Raw genomic sequence first — 16524 nt, 5'->3', positions numbered from 1 at the left:
GGACACTCAGTTCGGGGCCGTGGACCCCGACGTCACCCGACCGTGTCGGGCGACCAAGCGTGGATGCACACCGGATCCACCGCCTCCACCATCGAATCCGAACTGGTCAGGCCGGCACGCGGGACTCACGAAAGATTGAGGCTAGTGGCTCGACACAGATCGTTGACCGGGTAATCCCCGGCTGACCGACACGTCCACGGCAGACTATCTCCGAGCCGATACAAGGAGGTGGTCGTGGCACGCAAACCGAGCGTGTTCGTCCGATCGTTGACCATGGAGGAAGGGCGACGGCTGCAGAAGATCAGTCGCACCGCCAAAGACCCGATCAAACTCCGTCGCGCCATCGTGGTGCTGATGTCCGCGCAAGGCCAGAGTGTCAAGGACATCACCTCGTTGATGCAGGTCAGCGACGACTACGTCCGCGATGTCATCCACGCATTCAACGAGCAGGGATTCGAGGCGTTGCACCCAAAATGGAACGGGGGACGACCGAAGGCGATCGATGAGCAGACCCGCGAGAAGATCTGCTTGATCGCCCGGACGTCCCCCGCCGATTGGAAAATCACCGCGTTCTCCACCTGGAGTCTGGCCAAGCTCGCCGAGCATCTGATCGCGCAGAAGATCGTGCCGGCGATCAGCCGCGAGACACTGCGTCGCATCCTGCGTGACGGGAAGGTCACCTGGCAGGCCACCACCACGTGGAAGGCATCGACCGATCCGGATTTCCTGTCGAAGATGCACACGATCCTCGCCCTGTACGACACCCCGCCGGCCGACGCTCGGGTGGTCTGCGTCGACGAGTTCGGTCCGTTGAACCTGCAGCCGCGGAAAGGGAAATCGTGGCGACCGCAGACGCATCCGTTGCGGTTGCGGGCGACGTATCACCGTTACGACGGGGTGATGCACATGCTCGCCGCACTCGATTTGTCCAGCGGCCGAATGTATTACCGGATTCGTCCGCGCAAGCGTGTCGGTGAGTTCCTCGACTTTCTGAAGGTGTTGCGGGCCCGGTGGCCTGGGGAGAAGTTGTATGTGGTGCTCGACAACTTCTCCCCGCACCGGCACCTGAGTGTGGGTCGGTGGGCCGCCGACAACGATGTTGAGTTGGTGTTCTTGCCGACCTACGGGTCGTGGTTGAACTGGATCGAATCCGAGTTCGCGGCGTTGCGGTATTTCGCGCTCAATGGCACCGATCATCGCAGTCATGCCGAGCAGAACGCTGCGATCGCCGCATACGTGCGGTGGCGCAATGCTCGTGCCGAGCCGAAGACCCAGTTCGCCCCGGACTCACCGATCCGGTCGTGGACCGAGTACCCGCATTACACGGCCAAGGTTGCTTGACGAGGCACTAGCGATCAACAACAGGCCACGCAAGATCCTCGACTGGCGGACCCCGGCCGAAGTATTCGCCGAACAGCTACGTTCACTCCAGTAGCCCGGTGTTGCATTGAGGTTCCCCCGCTTCTCCGGAAACTTTTCTACATGGCTCCGATGAGCTCAGGTTGGATAATATCTGCCTCCTGTCCACCTGGTCGGTCGTGGTAAGCGTGTTCGTATTCGTCCGGTGAGAGACCGCCCAAGCCGGCCTGAATCCTGCGTGGGTTGTACCACCCGTCGATATAGCGGAACAACGCGAACTCCGCCTCCGATCGAGTGGCGAAAGTGATTGCAGGCCAGTACATCAATTCAATTTTCAAGGTCGACCACAGATTTTCGGCGAGCGCGTTGTCGAAGCTGTCCCCGACGCTGCCGGTGGACGGGGCGATGCCGGCATCGACGAGCCGCTGCGTGAACCGAACCGCCGTATACTGACAGCCCTTGTCGCTGTGGAAAGTCAGCTCCCCGGCCCGGATGTCGCGGGAATACAGGGCATAGTCGAGCGCGGAGAGCACCAGATCGGTGTCCGCTCTCGGCCCGGATCGCCAGCCGACGACCTTGTTGGAGAAGGCGTCACGCACACTGGCCAGCCACAGCACTCCCTCACCGGTCGGTATCCGCGTCAGATCCGCCACCCACTTGCGGTTCGGTGCCGTTGCCGTGAAATCGCGCTCCAGCAGGTCCGGGGCGGCGGTGTGCCGCGGATTCTGCTTCGTCGAGCCACCCTTCCAGCCTTTCCGCAGGTAGGCGCCGCGGCGATCGTTCTCCCGCATGATCCGTTCGACGCGTTTACGGCCGACCCGCACCCCGCGGCGGCGCAGTTCGAGCCAGACCCGCGGGGAGCCGTAGGTGGCGGCGAACTCGTGCGAGGCGCGGATCTCATCGATCAACTCCAGCAGTGCGGCGTCCTCCCGTCGCCGCCGCGACGGCAGGGTCACCCGTGCCCGCCAGTCGTAGTAGGTCGACGACGCGATATCCAGGACCCGTAGTACGAGACCGACCGAGAAGTCATGGTCGTCAATGAAATTCATGACCTTCTCCGGGTCGGGTCGATCTCCGACGCAAAATACGCACTCGCCGCCCGCAGCACCTCATTGACCCGACGCAGCTCCGCGTTCTCCTTCGCCAAGCGCCGGTTCTCCTCGAGCATCGCCGTCGTCGGCCGGTCGTCGCGCTCGCCGTGATCGGCCTCGGCCTGCCGGATCCAGGTCCGCAGCGCCTCGGGATGCACGTTCAGCTGCTCGGCCAGCCGCCGGAGCACCGGCTTCGGATCGGACTCCCGATACAACCGGACCGCACGCTCACGCAACTCCGGTGGATACTTCCTCGTTCCCACGATGACGTCCTTCCTCGGTTCCTACGATCAAACCTGGTTCGGAAGTCTCCGGGAAGGCGGGGGAAGCTCACATCGACCGGTTGAACTCGCCCAATTTCGCAGCCGCAAATTCGTCCGAACCCTCGATCGGCAGCGGTGGGCCACACGCGAGCAGTTGCGCATCGCGATCGTCACCTGGATCGAGCGGACCTATCACCGCCGGCGACGTCAGCTCCGACTCGGCAGATTGACGCCGTCGAGTTCGAGACAATCATGACCACACCAGCCGCACAGGCTGCGCGACCGAACCTGTCACCCGATCACGCAGCAGTCCCGATTAACCTGCCTGGCTGATATGACTTGGGCTCTGCGCGGCGGTTCTGCTGCGTTTGCCCACGTGGTGATGGGGTCCGGGCCGGGTGTTCTTCGAGCCGGGAGGACGCCCCGGACCCGGCCGGGAGAGTTTCGGCGCCCCGGCCGGAGTGGGCACCGTCCGGTGGATGTGCGGAAACCCGCGACGGACCCGGGCCGGAGTCAACCGTCCCGGCGGCCGGGGTCGCTCCCACGGGCGGCGCAGATCCTCGGCGAGGGGCCGGGCGAGCCGCAGTTGGGTGTGCGCCACGATGACGATCCAGGTCCACCGGTCGGCCGCCTCGGGACTGCGGATCTTCGGGGCGGTCCATCCCAGGGTCTGCTTGAACAGGCGGAAGGTGTGCTCGAGATCGAAGCGGCGCAGAAACAGCTGCCACAACCGGTCGACGTCCTCGGCAAGGACCACATCCGGATCCGAGCACCACAGCCACACCGGCGCCGGGTGCCGGTCCCCGGGCAGGCGCTCGACCTCGAGCCGGATCACCGTGCCCTCCACGATCGGCGGCGATCCCGGATGATCGGTCACACCCCACGGTGAGTGAGCTTGGGGTGCAGCAGATTCCACGAGTAGGCTGTCGCCGTGCCGTGCCGTACCGGCCGGTGGCGGTGGCGACCGCGGGCGGGGGCCAGGGGGTCGGGTCGCCGAAGTGGAACTGCGCCCCGTGCCGGGGTGGGCGTCCGGTGCGGCCCGGCGGCGGCGCCGGAAAGCACAGCACCCGGTCGCCGCGCAGCCGGCCCAGCACGACCACCGGCAGGTCGATGAGAGTGAATGCGAGGCGGGGCAGGTCGTAGCCTTCCGTCGAAGACCAGCAGGATGTCCGGGTCGTCGTCGCGGTGATAGCCGGCCGCCCGCAGACCGTCGACCACGTTCCGGATCTGCGCGGCGGTCACGGCGGTCGGGTCGTCGTCGGGGTGCAGGCGCACCGCGTCGAGCACCGCCGTCCACGACGTGCGGCCGGGTTCGAGGGCAGCGACGAACGAGTAGTGCCATCCGGGGACCAGCTGCGCCGCATCCTTCCCGCGCCCGTAGACGTGGCAGAACGCCCGCTGCGGGCTCGTGAACCGTCCTGGACGAGGTGGAGGCTCCTGATCTAACAAGGAGAATGCTGGTATGCCTGCACCGAGGAAGTACGACGCGGAGACCCAGGAGCGCGCGGTCCGGATGTATCGGGACCGGATCGCCGAACACGGAGGCTCGAAGACTGCCGCCCGGCGCCATGTCGGCGAGCTGCTCGACATCGCGCCGGCGACACTGCGGAACTGGATCGAGGCGGCCGACAGGGCGGGCACGCCGGCGGTGTTGATGTCCGGTGAAGCCGTCGATGCCGACGAGATGCGGCGGCTCCGCAAAGAGAACGCCGAGCTGCGCAGGGCCAACGAGATCTTGAAGACCGCGAGTGCGTTTTTCGCGGCGGCGGAGGTCGACCGCCGACTGCGGTGATCGTCGACTACATCGACGCCCACAAGACCGATTACGGGGTCGAGCCGATCTAATGAAACCGGTAGCCGTGCCTGGCCCGGACTTCTCGAGCCGATCCGAGCCCGCAGCTCTTGTGCGGCAGACCGTGAGCCGGATCCGGCGCGGCTCCCACCCTTCGCCTGATGCGGGGTGCAGGGTGGGATATCGGACCGCTGGTCGGTGAGCACTTCGTCGATCAGGACATCACAGTCCTGGCGGGCAGCGCGTGAGGCCGATCGGTCGGTGGAAGGTTGGCGAGACGGCCGATGCGATGGTGGCCCCAGAGGCCTGCTCATTAGAGCGCCGACGAACCTTCCCGGTTCGACAAGGGACGGGCAGCCGGCCTGGCTACGCGCCCTTCCGAAAGGGAAGGAGAAGATTCCGAATGAACGAGGTGTGGTGTGGAATCGATTGGTCAGAAGGACATCACGATATAGCGGTGATCGATGATCGTGGTGCTGTGCTGGTCACAGAACGCATCAGCGACGACATCGCCGGGGTCGGCCGACTGACCGAGCTGATCCTCGACCATCGGTCGGAAGGTCTGAACGGACTGCCGATCGCCATCGAAACAACACAGGGTCTGCTCGTGGCGGCGCTGCGATCCGCGGGGGCCGACGTGTACGCGATCAACCCGTTGTCGGTGTCCCGGTACCGGGATCGCTATTCACCGAGCAGAGCGAAGAGCGACACCGCCGACGCGCTCGTGCTTGCCAACATCTTGCGCACCGACTGCGACAATCACCGACGGTTACCGCGGGACAGCGACCAAGCCCAGGCCATCAAAGTTCTCGCCCGCGCGCACCAGGACGCCATCTGGGATCGGCAGCAGATCACCAGCAAGGCGCGTTCTTTGCTGCGGCAGTACTTTCCCGCATTTCTGGACACCTTCGACGACCTGACCACGATGGGCGCTCGGACGGTGCTGCGCTTGGCACCGACCCCGGCAGCGGCGGCGATGCTGCGTCCGTCGACGGTGGCCGCCGCCTTACGCCGAGGAGGACGCAAACGTGGTGTCGATGTCGAGGCCCGCAGGATTGTCGCCGGTCTGCGCAGTCCGCATCTGCGCCAACCGTCATCGGTGGAGGACGCGATGGGTCGGCAAGCACAGGCATACGCCAGGGCGCTCGCGACAGCAGCCGACAATGTCGATTCGCTCGAAGCGGCGCTGACAACTGAGTTCACCGAGCATCCCGACGCGCCGATTCTGACGAGCTTTCCCGGGCTCGGTACGATCCTCGGTGCCCGAATCCTGGGCGAAATGGGTGACGACCGTGAGCGTTTCACGACCGCACGCGGGCTCAAAGCCTATGCCGGCACCGCGCCGGTGACTCGGGCCAGTGGAACGAAGACGACGGTGAGGTTTCGCCTCGTGCGGAACAAGCGACTGAATCATGCCGCCTACCTGTGGGCATTGCCGCTGATCCTGCACTCCACCGAGGCCCGAGCCCACTACGATCGGCGCCGCAACAAGGGCGACACCCATACCGCAGCGTCGCGTAACCTGGCCAATCGTTTCCTCGGCATGCTTCACCACTGCTTGGACACACGGCAGCTCTACGACGCCACCGCAGCGTTCGCGCACCCCCACCAAGAGCTCGGGACGACGACCGTTCCTTGACCGATTGGCCACATGCGATGTCTGTGCCGTGCTCACCGAGCACGGCATCAGCATCGCCCCGTCCACCTACTACAAGGCCAAGGCGCGCGGACGTGTCTCCGCCGCCGAGCTGGCCGACGCCTACGCCGCGAACGCCGTGCATGCGGTGTACGTGGCCAATCGACGCGTCTACGGTGTCCGCAAACTCTGGCACGCGATGAAACGCACCGGTCACAGCATGGGCCGCGATCAGGTGGCCCGTCTGATGACGCTCACCGGCATCACCGGCGTCGTGCGCGGCAGACGCCGCATGGTCACCACCGAGCATGATGCTCGAGCACCCCGACATCCGGACCTGATCGAACGAAACTGGGATGCACCGCAGCGTCCGGATCAATGGTGGGTAGCCGATTTCACGTATGTGTGGACGTTGGCCGGGTTCGTCTACACCGCATTCTGTGTCGACGTCTTCTCGCGTCGCATATTGGGCTGGCGGGTGATGACGACGAAGTCCACCCCGCTGGTCCACGGTGTTCTCGAGCAGGCCCTGTTCACGAGAAGACGAACTGATTTCCGTTTCACATCAACAGGATTGGTTCATCACTCCGATGCCGGAAGTCAAGGCGGATTCAACCGGTCGATGCAACACCGCGTTGTTCGAGCAACTGTAGCTGCTCGGTAAACACTTCAGCCGGAGTCTTCCAATCCAGCACTTTTCGTGGTCGGTTGTTGACAGCCAGCGCTACTGCCTCAAGGTCCTCGGACGTCCAGCGGGACAAGTCGGTTCCCTTCGGGAAGTACTGGCGCAACAAGCCATTCGTGTTCTCGTTCGTCGGTCGCTGCCAGGGTGAGTGCGGGTCGGCGAAGAACACCCTCGTGCCGGTCTCGAGAGCGAACTGGGCATGACCGGACAGTTCCTTCCCGCGATCCCAGGTCAGGGTCTTGCGGAGCTGCTCCGGGAGTGTCGTCATCGATGCCTTCAGTGCGGTGTTCATCGCGACGGCGCCGTATCCACCGAGGGACGGGCCGCTCTTCACCGGTGGCTTCTCGCCCCAGCCCTCCAGACGAGGTAGGTGGACGAGGATCGTCGATCGGCTGCTGCGCTCGACGAGGGTGCCGATCGCGGACCGGCCGGTACCGATGATGAGATCGCCCTCCCAATGGCCTGGAACAGCACGGTCTTCGGCTTCGGCGGGACGCTCGCTGATCACCACGTCCTCGGTGACATGCCCCTGTGGCTTGTTCCGCGACCGAGCTCGGGGCACCCGCAATGCCCGGCCGGTGCGCAGGCACGCGACCAGCTCCCGCTTCAGCGCGCCCCTGCCCTCGATGTACAACGACTGGTAGATCGCCTCGTGGCTGATACGCATGGACTCATCCTCCGGGAAATCGACGAGGAGTCGATGCGAAATCTGCTCCGGGCTCCACGCCGTCGACCACCGCCGGTCCTGCCGGTGGGGCTTGCGTCGGCCCTTCCACTGCGGCACCACCGGACCGGTCACGATCGCACCATCGGGACCTCGGATGACACCGCTGAGCCGGTCCTGAACATAGTCACGCAGAAGCGGGTTCGCCACCATCTTCGCGGTCTTGGGCCGCCGGGCCATCAGCTCGGCCTTCCACTGAGCGACCGACGCCCGGTACTCGAGCATGCCGCCGCGGGTAGCGACATTGCGTCGCAGTTCACGCGAGATCGTGGACGGGGCGCGACCGAGTCTGCGCGCGATCTCCCGCACACCGACGTCCTGCGCCCGCAGGACCGCGATCTCCTCCCGCTCGGAAAACGACAGGTACCGCCCACCGGGTTCGGTCAGTTCGATCGTCGACATCCCGCCACCTTGACGGAACCAACGGCTACCCACCGCCGGCGACACACCCACCGATTCGGCCGCGTCCTCCGAGGACAGTCCCTCCGCGATCTTTCTCCAGAACTCGCGTTCGATGCTGCGCCGAGTTGCCGGCGCACCCGGTGAGATCATCGCCGATCGACCCGTCAGCTCCTTCAACCACCCGGCCGGTCGCCCCATGCACACCTCCTGGTCAGGGGTGTTGCGACGACCGGTTGAATCCGCCCAATACACATCACTGGCGTTCACCGAAGCTCTGGTCGAGTCGGGCATCGCCGGCTCCATCGGCAGCGTCGGCGACGCCCTCGACAACGCGCTGATGGAGTCGACGATCGGTCTGTACAAGACCGAGTTGATCGACCGGGCACAGTCCTGGTCCGGTCGGGCCGAGGTCGAGCGGGAGACCGCCGAGTGGGTCCACTGGTTCAACGCGGACCGACTGCATTCGTCGATCGGCTATCTGTCGCCGATCGAGTACGAGACGCGCTACCGTGAACAGCGCCCCACCGCCGCCTCGATCCTCGAGGTGGCCTGAACGAAGTCTCCACTCGATCCAGGGCGGTTCATCGTGGAGGCATCCGGACGCAGCCACGCGCTGACATCGACCGTCAACACGATCCGGCCACCGTGAACACGCGGGATCGGCAACGCGGCGATCACACGCTGCAACCCATCGACATCTATTCGACCACTGCTTATTCCGTCGTACAGGGCGCCGTGGCCCCGCCGATGTTCGGGAGTCAAGGAGAGCTCGACGAGGGACCGTACCGCACCGCCGGCGCAAAGCAGTGCATCGGTCAGCTCGAACAATGCATCGCCGCGGGCGGTCAGGCAATGGTGGAACGCGCGACGGAACGCGGCCAGGTCGACACGCGCATCGATGCGCGGCTGCTCGCCGACGGCCACCGCGTCGGGCACACTGATACTCACCCCACCGCCTGTCTTCATCTCGGATGTTCTGTGGAAGGAACCCCAAGATGATTGGGCGGTGGCCGCCCTTTCCCTCTACGACACGCCGAACAACAGCACCGACGGCGACTCTTCGGAACGCCCCAGGTTAGAAATCAAGCTTACAGGTGGTTCAGTCGCTACTGACGGATTCACGCCCGGGAGCCTGCATAGAGTCAGTGGACTTTGACATCAGCACTGCCACTGCCACTGCCACTGCAAGCCAGCCGAGCGTCATGTACCAACCGACGAATGACGGACCGAGAGCGGTGAGTGCGGCCGAGAGCGTGAAAGGCACCACGATATTGCTCATCCGGCCGGCGCCGAAGGCCACACCGCTGCCGGTCGAACGCAGGTTGCTCGGGAAGCTCTCCGCCATGAGCGCGGCCAGGAGCGGCGAGAACCAGGCGATCATGACGAAGTGACCGAATGCGGCACCGGCGATGATGCCCGCCGCTGGCACGGCTCCGTAGATGGCCGTACATATCGCCGCACCGACCGCGGTAACGACCATCAGGACGCGGCGGGACAGACGGTCTGCGACAAGGAAGGCGAGCAGACAACCCAGTGGAGAGCCGTAGATCGCAATGGCGTTGATCGTCAGCAGTGACTCACCGCTGAAGCCTCGCAGCTGCAGGATCGTGGGCAGCCAGCTGCTGAAGGTCTGCGTGATCGACGCGTACACGATCCAGATGAAGCACAGGAGGAGGGTTGTGCGAAGAAGTTTGCCTCGGAACAGGTTGCGCCACTGACCCGAACTGTTCTCATCCTGGACCTGCACGGACACGTTGGATTCGGTTGTCTCCACAGGCGGGAGGGACTCTGTTTTCGCGGTACCGCTCTCCAGCCGGGTCAGCGCTGATTCCGCGTCGTCGTACCGCCCCCGGCTGTGAAGCCACAATGGCGACTCGGGGATTCCGCGAAGGAACGGGATGACCAGCACACCGAACACCCCGAGCGCGAAGAAGATGCGCCACCCGTCCGGCCCACTCGGAATGATGAAGCGAGACAACGTGGCAATGACGGCCGATCCACACATGCCCGCGAAGTAGGTCAGTGCGGTCCGCGATCCTCTCCGGCGGAGGGGGCTGATCTCGACGACATAGGACAGGGCGGTCACGAACAAGGCGCCCATTCCGATGGCAGAGACGATCCGGAGTGCCATGAAGACTCCCAGGCTCTCCGTGAGCGCATGCAATCCGGAACCGATGGAGGCGGTCATCAGTGCCGCGACGATGACGGGGATTCGTCCGAGTCGATCCGCGGCTCGGCCTCCGAGCACCGCGCCCAGGAACAGGCCCGCGTAGGTGCACGAGACGAGGATCGCTATGTCGTCGAGCTCGAATCCCAACTGGGCGCGCAGGGTCGGGGCCACGATCCCCAGAATGCTCTGGTCTGCGAGATCGAAGAAGAATGCCGCTCCCATCACGAGGAGAATGCGTCGGCTCACGCCACGCAGGGGCAACCGATCGAGGCGAGCCGAGATCTGCTCCGCAGTGAGATTCGACGCGGCGCCCGGTGACGGGTGGGCGTGAGTGGGTCCAGTAGACATCGCTTTACCTCGTTCGGGCTGTATTCGCGGTCAGGGCCTGAGTTGTTGGCATGGTCTCGTCTCGGTGTCTCAGAACAGTCCGCCGCCGGCAGCCGACGCGGTGGTGCCGTGCTCCTCGAATGCCGCGAGAACCTTCTTGCCGACGCGCCAGCGGTGCACCTCGTCGGGACCGTCGACCAGGTGCTGCATCCTCGCCTCCGCGTACCACGCGGCGAGGGGAGTGTCCATCGTGTACCCCAGCGACCCGTGCAGCTGCAGTGCCGTGTCGACGACCTTGCTCAGCATGTCCGCGATGAAGTTCTTGGCCATCGAGTTCTCTTGCGAGATGTCGATGCCGTGTTCCATGCAGTACGCGATGTGGAGCACCATCAGTCGCGCGATGTACAGGTCACGCGCGCAGTCCGCGAGCATCCACTGGACGCCCTGGCGGTCCCCCAACGGTTTCCCGAAGGTCTTACGCGACAGCACCCGTTCCGCGGCGAGATCCATGGCCTGCTGAGCGCGCGCAATGCTCCACATACCGTGCCGGATCCGTCCGTATCCGAGTCGGTGTTGTCCGGATGCGAATCCACCACCGAGTTCCCCGACGATGTTCGCGGAAGGGACGCGAACATCTTTCAGGGTGATCTCGGCATGGCCCGTCACGTACTCGCCGTTCCAGCTCGGCTCGATGGCGTCGTGCAACGTCGGAACGTCCCGGACGATCTCGAATCCTTCGCACGGGAGCTCGACGAGAAAGGTCGTGAACTGCCGGTGGCGCGGGGCGTCGGGATCGGTCTTGGCCATCAGCAACACCAGGTCGGAACGGCTGGCTCCACTTGCGAACCACTTCTCCCCGTTGATGATCCAGTCGGATCCGTCTCGGGTGGCGAGGGTCTGCATGCCGGTGGCGTCCGCACCCGCTGCCTTCTCGGTCATCGCGAAGCACACGCGGAGTTCACCGTTCACCAGCGGGCGGAGGTACTTCTCCTTCTGCTCTTCGGTGCCCAGTTCGAGCAGGGTCAGCATCGTCGCGTCCTGCGGTCCCATGCAGTTCATCGCCCAGGCCGCGAGGGGCGTCCGGCCGACCTCCAGTTGAATGACGGCATTCGCGACGTGTCCCAGTCCCATTCCGCCCCATTCGACCGGGATGAACGGACACCACAGATCCGCGGCTCGAGCCGCCTTCTGCAGTTCGGCGACGATGTCCGCGAACGGTCGTTGGCCGACCTGTTCCTCGTAGGGCAGGACTTCCTTGTCGATGAATTCCGCAACCCGAGCCCGAAGAGCCTGTGTCTCGGCAGGAATGGAAAAGTCGATCATGTGTGGCTCCGTGATGGTAGGTGTGGTCTGGTGACCTCAACTGGTCTGGCGGTACCTTCCGCCGTCGATCCTCAACAGGGTTCCCGTGACGAACGACGATGCGTCACTCGCCAGCCAGGTGGCGGCACCGACGAAGTCGTCGGGTACACCGATACGGTTCATCGGCGTCCCGGAGATCGCCTCTTCGAGCATCCCCGGCGGCCAGTTGGCGGCTATGTCCGTCGCCACACCACCGGGAAGAATCGCGTTCGCACGCACATGCGGCCCGTACGCTTCGGCAAGGCCGACGGTCAGGGCATTCAATCCCGCCTTCGCGCAGGCATATACGAGCTCGTCCGCACCAGGACGCAGCGAACCGATGGTGCTGACGTTGATGATGCTCCCGCGTCCGTTCTTCGCCATCAGGTCACCGAACAGCGCACTCAACCGAAACGGGCCCTTGAGGTTCACGGCGGTCACCTTGTCGTAGTACTCCTCCGACACTGTGACGAGTGAGTCGTAGCGCGGCGACATCCCCGCATTGTTGACCAGGATGTCGCAGTGTCCGTATTCCGATACCACGCTGTCCAGCAGGTTCTGACAGTCGTCCCAGCGGCCCACGTGACAGGCGATCGCCGAGGTGGGGTTCCCTGTCTCGGCGCGGATCGCCGCAGCCGCACTCTCGCACGCATCGAACTTGCGGCTCGCGATGACGACCGACGCACCCGCACGGGACAGGCCGGCCGCTATCGCGAGGCCGATCCCACGACTCCCCCCGGTGACGACCGCCACCGAACCGGAGAGCTCGAACATGTCCGGCACGCGCGGCGTCATCGGCGTGCACCCGACGCGAACTGTCGACCGAAGTCGATGAGCCGATCCACCATGCGGGACCAGTTGGCCGCATCGCTCGGAGACGTCGCCCGTGCGACCCGACCCTCCAGGATCGACGCCAACTTGAACAGTGCCAGCGCCTGGTAGAACGGGAGATTCGACAGGTCTCGGCCGGACCGCTCCGCGTACCGCTCTGCCATCTCGCGCCTGGAGGGCAGGCCCTCCCGATCGACTGCCACCCCGTCACCGATGTCCCAGGTTCCGATGGCCGGCTCTTCGCCGGGCTCGGTCCAGCGCGCAAGCAGATGGGCAATGTCGAGCAGCGGATCACCGATGGTGCCGGTGTCCCAGTCGATCACCGCGGCAAGTCGCGTGGTGTCATGGGGCGACGCCATGACGTTGAACGGGCTGTAGTCGCCGTGCATCAGCCCGACCTCGTTGGTCGAGGGCCGGTTGGCGTCCAGCCACGCTGCGAGAGCGTCGAAGCCGGGGATGTCGCGTGTGCGGTAACTGTCCACCTGCTTGCTCCACCGAGCGACCTGCCGTTCGAGAAAGCCTGCGGGTCTGCCGAATTCGCCGAGACCCTGGCGCACGTAGTCGACGCGGCCCAGGTCTGCGGCAGCGTCGACCATCGCGAATCCGAGGTCTCGCCGAGCGGCGGGCGACGTGTAGGGGACCGGCAGTTTCCCGACGGGGGTGAAGCCGTCCACCGCGCCCATGACGAGAAACGGCACCGACATCGCGCCGTTCTCGACGTCGCCGAACAGCAACGGGGTCGGATGCGGCACGTCGGTGCCCTCGAGCGCCTGCAGGATCTGCCACTCGCGGGTCATGTCGGAGGCGCCAGGTGTGTTCGTGACGGCCGGTGGGCGGCGCAGCACCCACACGCTGGCGCCACGCCTCAGCCAGAACAGTTCGTTGGCGACCCCGGTGCCCGGCGCCATCCGCTCGACCACGAGCTCGTGGCCCGAATCGGGGAGACGGTCACCGATCCAGTCGTTCAGCGCGGATGCGTCCACTTCGGTCAGCACAGTCGGTTTCCTGTCGATCGCTTGCCCAGCCATTTCTTATTTATATAGCTATATGTCAGCGACTGTCAACGGGTGTTCGGGGCCGAAAACGGCTCGGGGCCGCGATCCCTGTGGATCGCGGCCCCGAGCGGCCGACAACTCTATCGGCGAGTGGACTACGGACTACGAATCGTCCTCCGTCGGGCCGCCCCAGCGAGCCCCGGCGATGGCGAATGCATGCCGAAGCGTGTCGGCCGGGTTGCCGGCGCCGGAGCCCTCGACCCATGTGGTCCATGCCTCGGTGGCCACCGCGGACATCGCGACGGCGAGAATGCGCAAGGCCCATTCCTCGTCGGACCCCATCTCGTCGCCGGAACGCTGATGCAGAACGCTGCAGATCGCATCGACCCGCGACTGCCGCTCGCCCCACGCGCGGCTCCGTAGGCCGGGTGACGCCGACAGCAGGCGTCCGCGCCGACGCACCTTGTCCCGGTGTCGGAGCGGCGTGTCGGCGGTCTCGATGTACGCGTTCATCAGGGCAACCCGCGGCGGCTCGGCAGCGGGCCGGTTGGCCAACGCGTCGACGAGCCGAGCGTCGAGGGCTCGTTCGTACTGCAGGACGACGTCGTCCTTGGACTGGAAGTACCGGAAGAAGGTACGTTCCGACATACCTGCCGCGGCTGCGATGTCCCCGACCGACACGGTGTCGAACGACGACGCATCGAACAGTTTCAACGCGGTGTCGGTCAGCGCATCGCGAACCGCCTCGGTACGGCGTTCGCGCAGACCCGCCGTGACGCTGCTGGTCGGTGTACCTGTGGAGCGCTCGGTCATACGATGACACTACCGCCGACGTCGGCGCCGATACTCACAGCGTGACGAGGATGTCCGACCCGGAGCGGTCGACCACCCCAGCGAGACCGGTCGCGATGTCGGCGAGCCGAGCGGACCGTTGCGCCGTTCCCGAGACCACCAGCCCGCCCGGCCGCGTTGCGATCTCCCACTGCGAGCCATCGACATGCATGGCGTCGCCCGAGCCTGGTAGCCCGATGCCCAGTGCCGGACCGATCGGTGACATCGGGTGGCAGTCCACTCCTTGTCGTCGCAGGTTCCGATAGGCGCCGGGACGGGCCCAGATGAGTCGGGGCTTCGTTGCGAGCAGCGAAACGGTATCGGCATCAGTGGAAATCGCATCCAGCGTCTCCGACGGTAGGCCGAAGACCACCGTGATGGGTAGCCGCTTCAGCATCGAAGTGAATCGCGGTGCATCCCAGCCGTGTTGCTCAACCGGAACGTAGGTCGCGCCGACCTCCCGGAAGGCGCGGATGAACGGCCCTGTCCATGGCAATTCGTGGTTCGGGGTGACGCTGAGGACGAAGTCACCGGAGCCGATGCCGGCGCGGGCGATCACGGTTCGCGCCCATTCGCAATCGCGTTCGTAGTCGTCCCAAGTGACCTCGTACTCGACTTCGAAACCGTCGATCTCGGTCACGACGATGCCGTGGATCGGAGACCGCTCATTGGAGTGTGTCGCATGGATCATCGATGTACGTGTCATTTCTTTGCCACCCTGGGGAACTTCGCGACGCTGGAGCAGTACGTGAATATCTCGTCGGTCGTCATCAAGTACAGGTCCACACCGACGCCGAGCGACGACTCCAGCCGTTCCACGATCCTGGTTTCGAGCTCGATCGGGTCACCGGTCACCTCCGGTGCGTAACCGACGCGGATGCGGAGTCTGTCCATCGTCGTCGAATGTTTGACGATCTGGAACAGGGCGTCGCTCGTCTCGGGAAACACCTCCAACATCCGCCATATCTCGGCGACCACCACAGGTTTTCCTGCGACGACGAGCTGGTCTCCCATCCTCCCGATCACCCACATGCGCGAGTGATTGCGCCCGAGCGCGGACGTCGCCCTGGTGCGACGTACCAGGTCGCCGGACCTGAAGCGGATGTACGGTGCCACCCGGTTGTCGAAATCGGTGCAGACGAGTTCACCGATCTCGTTGTCGTCGACCGCGCGCAGGGACACCGGATCGATGACTTCGGGCAGAATTGTGTCCTCCCACAGATACATTCCATCGAGATCGGTTCCCTCCCACGCCAGCCCGCAGTCACCGGCGCTGGTGTACATCGCGATGCGCACACCCCAGTCCTCGGTGACCTTGCGGCGGAGAGCGTCACCCATCGGCTGTCCGGCGAACGCCGCGAACTTCAGACTGGACAGCATCTCGCGCATGTCGTAGGTGGATTCCAGCGACTCCAACTCGCGGACCAGCGGCATCACTAACTGGACGTAGGACACCTTGTACTTGTGAATCGTCTGCAGCAGGCGTTCGCCGTTGCCGATCCACGAATCGACGTAGACCGGTACGACACCCATGGCGGAATACAGTGTGTCCCAGTAGTTCTTGAACGTCCCCGCGGCCGCGATCACCCGATCACCGGGACGCAGACCCCACTGCCACATGTCGCGGAGGCACACGGCGGGGATTGGTGGAATCTCGTCCCACACCTCGGCCATCAACTCCGGTTCCCCGGATGTGCCCGAACTCGTGACCACAGAGGTCAGTTCGCCTGAGGGTACACACAACAGGCCGCCGAAGGAATCGCCCGTTCGATCGCGGTACGCCCGGATGTCGTCTTTGGTCATCAGCGGGATCTTCTCGCAGAAGTCCGCGATCGACGTAATGTCCGCGGGCGTGACGCCTGTGGCGCCCCAAAAGTCTCGGTAGAAGCCGGAGTTGGCCCAGGCATATTCGACGAGGTCCAGCACCCGCCGCTCCTGCTCGGCCTCGATCTCGGCGCGTGACAAGAGTTCGACGTCCGGTTCGAGGAAGTGCTCGTCGACTGCGTCGGCGCCGGCCGCGCCGGTTCTCTGATCGGTTGCGCTGCTCATTCGCATCACCTTCTCCATGCGTTCGTGG

General features: G+C 64.9%; 14 protein-coding genes, 5 pseudogenes and 1 other annotated feature. Of the genes and pseudogenes, 6 read left to right on the top strand and 13 right to left on the bottom strand.

The features are described from left to right. The first annotated feature begins 234 nt into the window (after window positions 1-234). Window positions 235-1341, top strand: a complete 1107-nt coding sequence (locus GON09_RS27305; protein WP_307854577.1) for an IS630 family transposase — start codon at window positions 235-237, stop codon at window positions 1339-1341. A 137-nt stretch (window positions 1342-1478) separates the two neighbouring features. Here GON09_RS27305 and GON09_RS27300 read toward each other — a convergent pair whose 3' ends face one another. Next, entirely contained in the window at window positions 1479-2408 is a 930-nt protein-coding gene (locus tag GON09_RS27300; RefSeq protein ID WP_213935069.1) for an IS3 family transposase, read from the bottom strand. Further along, entirely contained in the window at window positions 2405-2713 is a 309-nt protein-coding gene (locus GON09_RS27295) for a transposase (protein ID WP_213935068.1), read from the bottom strand. The genes GON09_RS27300 and GON09_RS27295 overlap by 4 nt, the downstream gene beginning before the upstream one ends. 121 nt (window positions 2714-2834) lie before the next feature. On the opposite strand from GON09_RS27295, the pseudogene GON09_RS27290 reads away from it, so the two are divergent. Beyond that, a pseudogene (locus tag GON09_RS27290) lies at window positions 2835-3046 on the top strand (hypothetical protein); the annotation flags it as partial. On the opposite strand, the gene GON09_RS27285 reads toward GON09_RS27290, so the two are convergent. Together GON09_RS27285 and GON09_RS28920 are read right to left on the bottom strand one after the other, a co-directional pair. Next, entirely contained in the window at window positions 3030-3590 is a 561-nt protein-coding gene (locus tag GON09_RS27285; RefSeq protein WP_307854576.1) for a hypothetical protein, read from the bottom strand. The pseudogene GON09_RS27290 and the gene GON09_RS27285 sit on opposite strands and share 17 nt — an antisense overlap. Window positions 3591-3696: 106 nt before the next feature. Further along, a pseudogene (locus GON09_RS28920) lies at window positions 3697-3807 on the bottom strand (hypothetical protein); the annotation flags it as partial. A 368-nt stretch (window positions 3808-4175) separates the two neighbouring features. Here GON09_RS28920 and GON09_RS27280 point away from each other — a divergent pair. From GON09_RS27280 to GON09_RS27270, 3 genes and pseudogenes are all read left to right on the top strand, one after another. Continuing rightward, a pseudogene (locus GON09_RS27280) lies at window positions 4176-4555 on the top strand (transposase); the annotation flags it as partial. Next, window positions 4463-4584: a sequence feature (AL1L pseudoknot), on the top strand. Its footprint overlaps the pseudogene before it by 93 nt. Window positions 4585-4908: 324 nt before the next feature. Further along, the gene (locus GON09_RS27275) at window positions 4909-6144 is read left to right on the top strand and encodes an IS110 family transposase (RefSeq protein ID WP_213935066.1); all 1236 of its coding nucleotides are present in this window, start codon (window positions 4909-4911) and stop codon (window positions 6142-6144) included. 19 nt (window positions 6145-6163) lie between these two features. After that, window positions 6164-6745, top strand: a pseudogene (locus GON09_RS27270) (DDE-type integrase/transposase/recombinase); the annotation flags it as partial. Window positions 6746-6752: 7 nt separating this feature from the next. Here GON09_RS27270 and GON09_RS27265 read toward each other — a convergent pair. Then, entirely contained in the window at window positions 6753-8150 is a 1398-nt protein-coding gene (locus GON09_RS27265) for an IS30 family transposase (RefSeq protein WP_374195412.1), read from the bottom strand. 43 nt (window positions 8151-8193) lie between these two features. On the opposite strand from GON09_RS27265, the pseudogene GON09_RS27260 reads away from it, so the two are divergent. Beyond that, window positions 8194-8505, top strand: a pseudogene (locus GON09_RS27260) (transposase); the annotation flags it as partial. On the opposite strand, the gene GON09_RS27255 reads toward GON09_RS27260, so the two are convergent. The 8 genes from GON09_RS27255 to GON09_RS27220 form a co-directional block, all read right to left on the bottom strand. Beyond that, window positions 8457-8918, bottom strand: coding sequence for a transposase (locus GON09_RS27255; RefSeq protein WP_244867060.1), 462 nt, complete (start codon window positions 8916-8918; stop codon window positions 8457-8459). The pseudogene GON09_RS27260 and the gene GON09_RS27255 sit on opposite strands and share 49 nt — an antisense overlap. Before the next feature lie 133 nt (window positions 8919-9051). Then, on the bottom strand, window positions 9052-10470 hold the full coding sequence (locus GON09_RS27250) for an MFS transporter (protein WP_213935064.1): 1419 nt from the start codon (window positions 10468-10470) through the stop codon (window positions 9052-9054). A gap of 69 nt (window positions 10471-10539) precedes the next feature. Then, window positions 10540-11772, bottom strand: a complete 1233-nt coding sequence (locus GON09_RS27245) for an acyl-CoA dehydrogenase family protein (protein ID WP_213935063.1) — start codon at window positions 11770-11772, stop codon at window positions 10540-10542. 36 nt (window positions 11773-11808) lie between these two features. Then, window positions 11809-12585: an SDR family NAD(P)-dependent oxidoreductase gene (locus GON09_RS27240; protein ID WP_213935062.1), complete on the bottom strand. Its 777-nt coding sequence runs from the start codon at window positions 12583-12585 to the stop codon at window positions 11809-11811. After that, window positions 12582-13616: a phosphotransferase family protein gene (locus tag GON09_RS27235; protein WP_213935061.1), complete on the bottom strand. Its 1035-nt coding sequence runs from the start codon at window positions 13614-13616 to the stop codon at window positions 12582-12584. Before GON09_RS27235 ends, GON09_RS27240 begins: the two co-directional genes overlap by 4 nt. A 162-nt stretch (window positions 13617-13778) precedes the next feature. Further along, window positions 13779-14429, bottom strand: a complete 651-nt coding sequence (locus GON09_RS27230; RefSeq protein WP_213935060.1) for a TetR family transcriptional regulator — start codon at window positions 14427-14429, stop codon at window positions 13779-13781. A 34-nt stretch (window positions 14430-14463) separates the two neighbouring features. Then, a complete protein-coding gene (locus GON09_RS27225) occupies window positions 14464-15153 on the bottom strand; it encodes a hypothetical protein (RefSeq protein WP_213935059.1) in 690 nt (229 codons plus the stop codon). Continuing rightward, window positions 15150-16496: a phenylacetate--CoA ligase family protein gene (locus GON09_RS27220; RefSeq protein ID WP_213935058.1), complete on the bottom strand. Its 1347-nt coding sequence runs from the start codon at window positions 16494-16496 to the stop codon at window positions 15150-15152. Before GON09_RS27220 ends, GON09_RS27225 begins: the two co-directional genes overlap by 4 nt. Window positions 16497-16524: the final 28 nt, after the last annotated feature.

Source organism: Rhodococcus sp. B50, assembly GCF_013602415.1.
Classification (GTDB): domain Bacteria; phylum Actinomycetota; class Actinomycetes; order Mycobacteriales; family Mycobacteriaceae; genus Rhodococcus.
The sequence above is the reverse complement of the archived record's forward strand: the minus strand, read 5'-3'. Positions and strand labels throughout refer to the sequence as shown.

Bases quoted from the DNA above. Each gene is read 5' to 3' on its own strand.
- GON09_RS27300 (WP_213935069.1), bottom strand. From the start codon at position 2,408: ATGAATTTCATTGACGACCATGACTTCTCGGTCGGTCTCGTACTACGG.
- GON09_RS27275 (WP_213935066.1), top strand. From the start codon at position 4,909: ATGAACGAGGTGTGGTGTGGAATCGATTGGTCAGAAGGACATCACGAT.
- GON09_RS27265 (WP_374195412.1), bottom strand. From the start codon at position 8,150: ATGGGGCGACCGGCCGGGTGGTTGAAGGAGCTGACGGGTCGATCGGCG.
- GON09_RS27255 (WP_244867060.1), bottom strand. From the start codon at position 8,918: ATGAAGACAGGCGGTGGGGTGAGTATCAGTGTGCCCGACGCGGTGGCC.
- GON09_RS27250 (WP_213935064.1), bottom strand. From the start codon at position 10,470: ATGTCTACTGGACCCACTCACGCCCACCCGTCACCGGGCGCCGCGTCG.
- GON09_RS27245 (WP_213935063.1), bottom strand. From the start codon at position 11,772: ATGATCGACTTTTCCATTCCTGCCGAGACACAGGCTCTTCGGGCTCGG.
- GON09_RS27240 (WP_213935062.1), bottom strand. From the start codon at position 12,585: ATGACGCCGCGCGTGCCGGACATGTTCGAGCTCTCCGGTTCGGTGGCG.
- GON09_RS27230 (WP_213935060.1), bottom strand. From the start codon at position 14,429: ATGACCGAGCGCTCCACAGGTACACCGACCAGCAGCGTCACGGCGGGT.
- GON09_RS27225 (WP_213935059.1), bottom strand. From the start codon at position 15,153: ATGACACGTACATCGATGATCCATGCGACACACTCCAATGAGCGGTCT.
- GON09_RS27220 (WP_213935058.1), bottom strand. From the start codon at position 16,496: ATGAGCAGCGCAACCGATCAGAGAACCGGCGCGGCCGGCGCCGACGCA.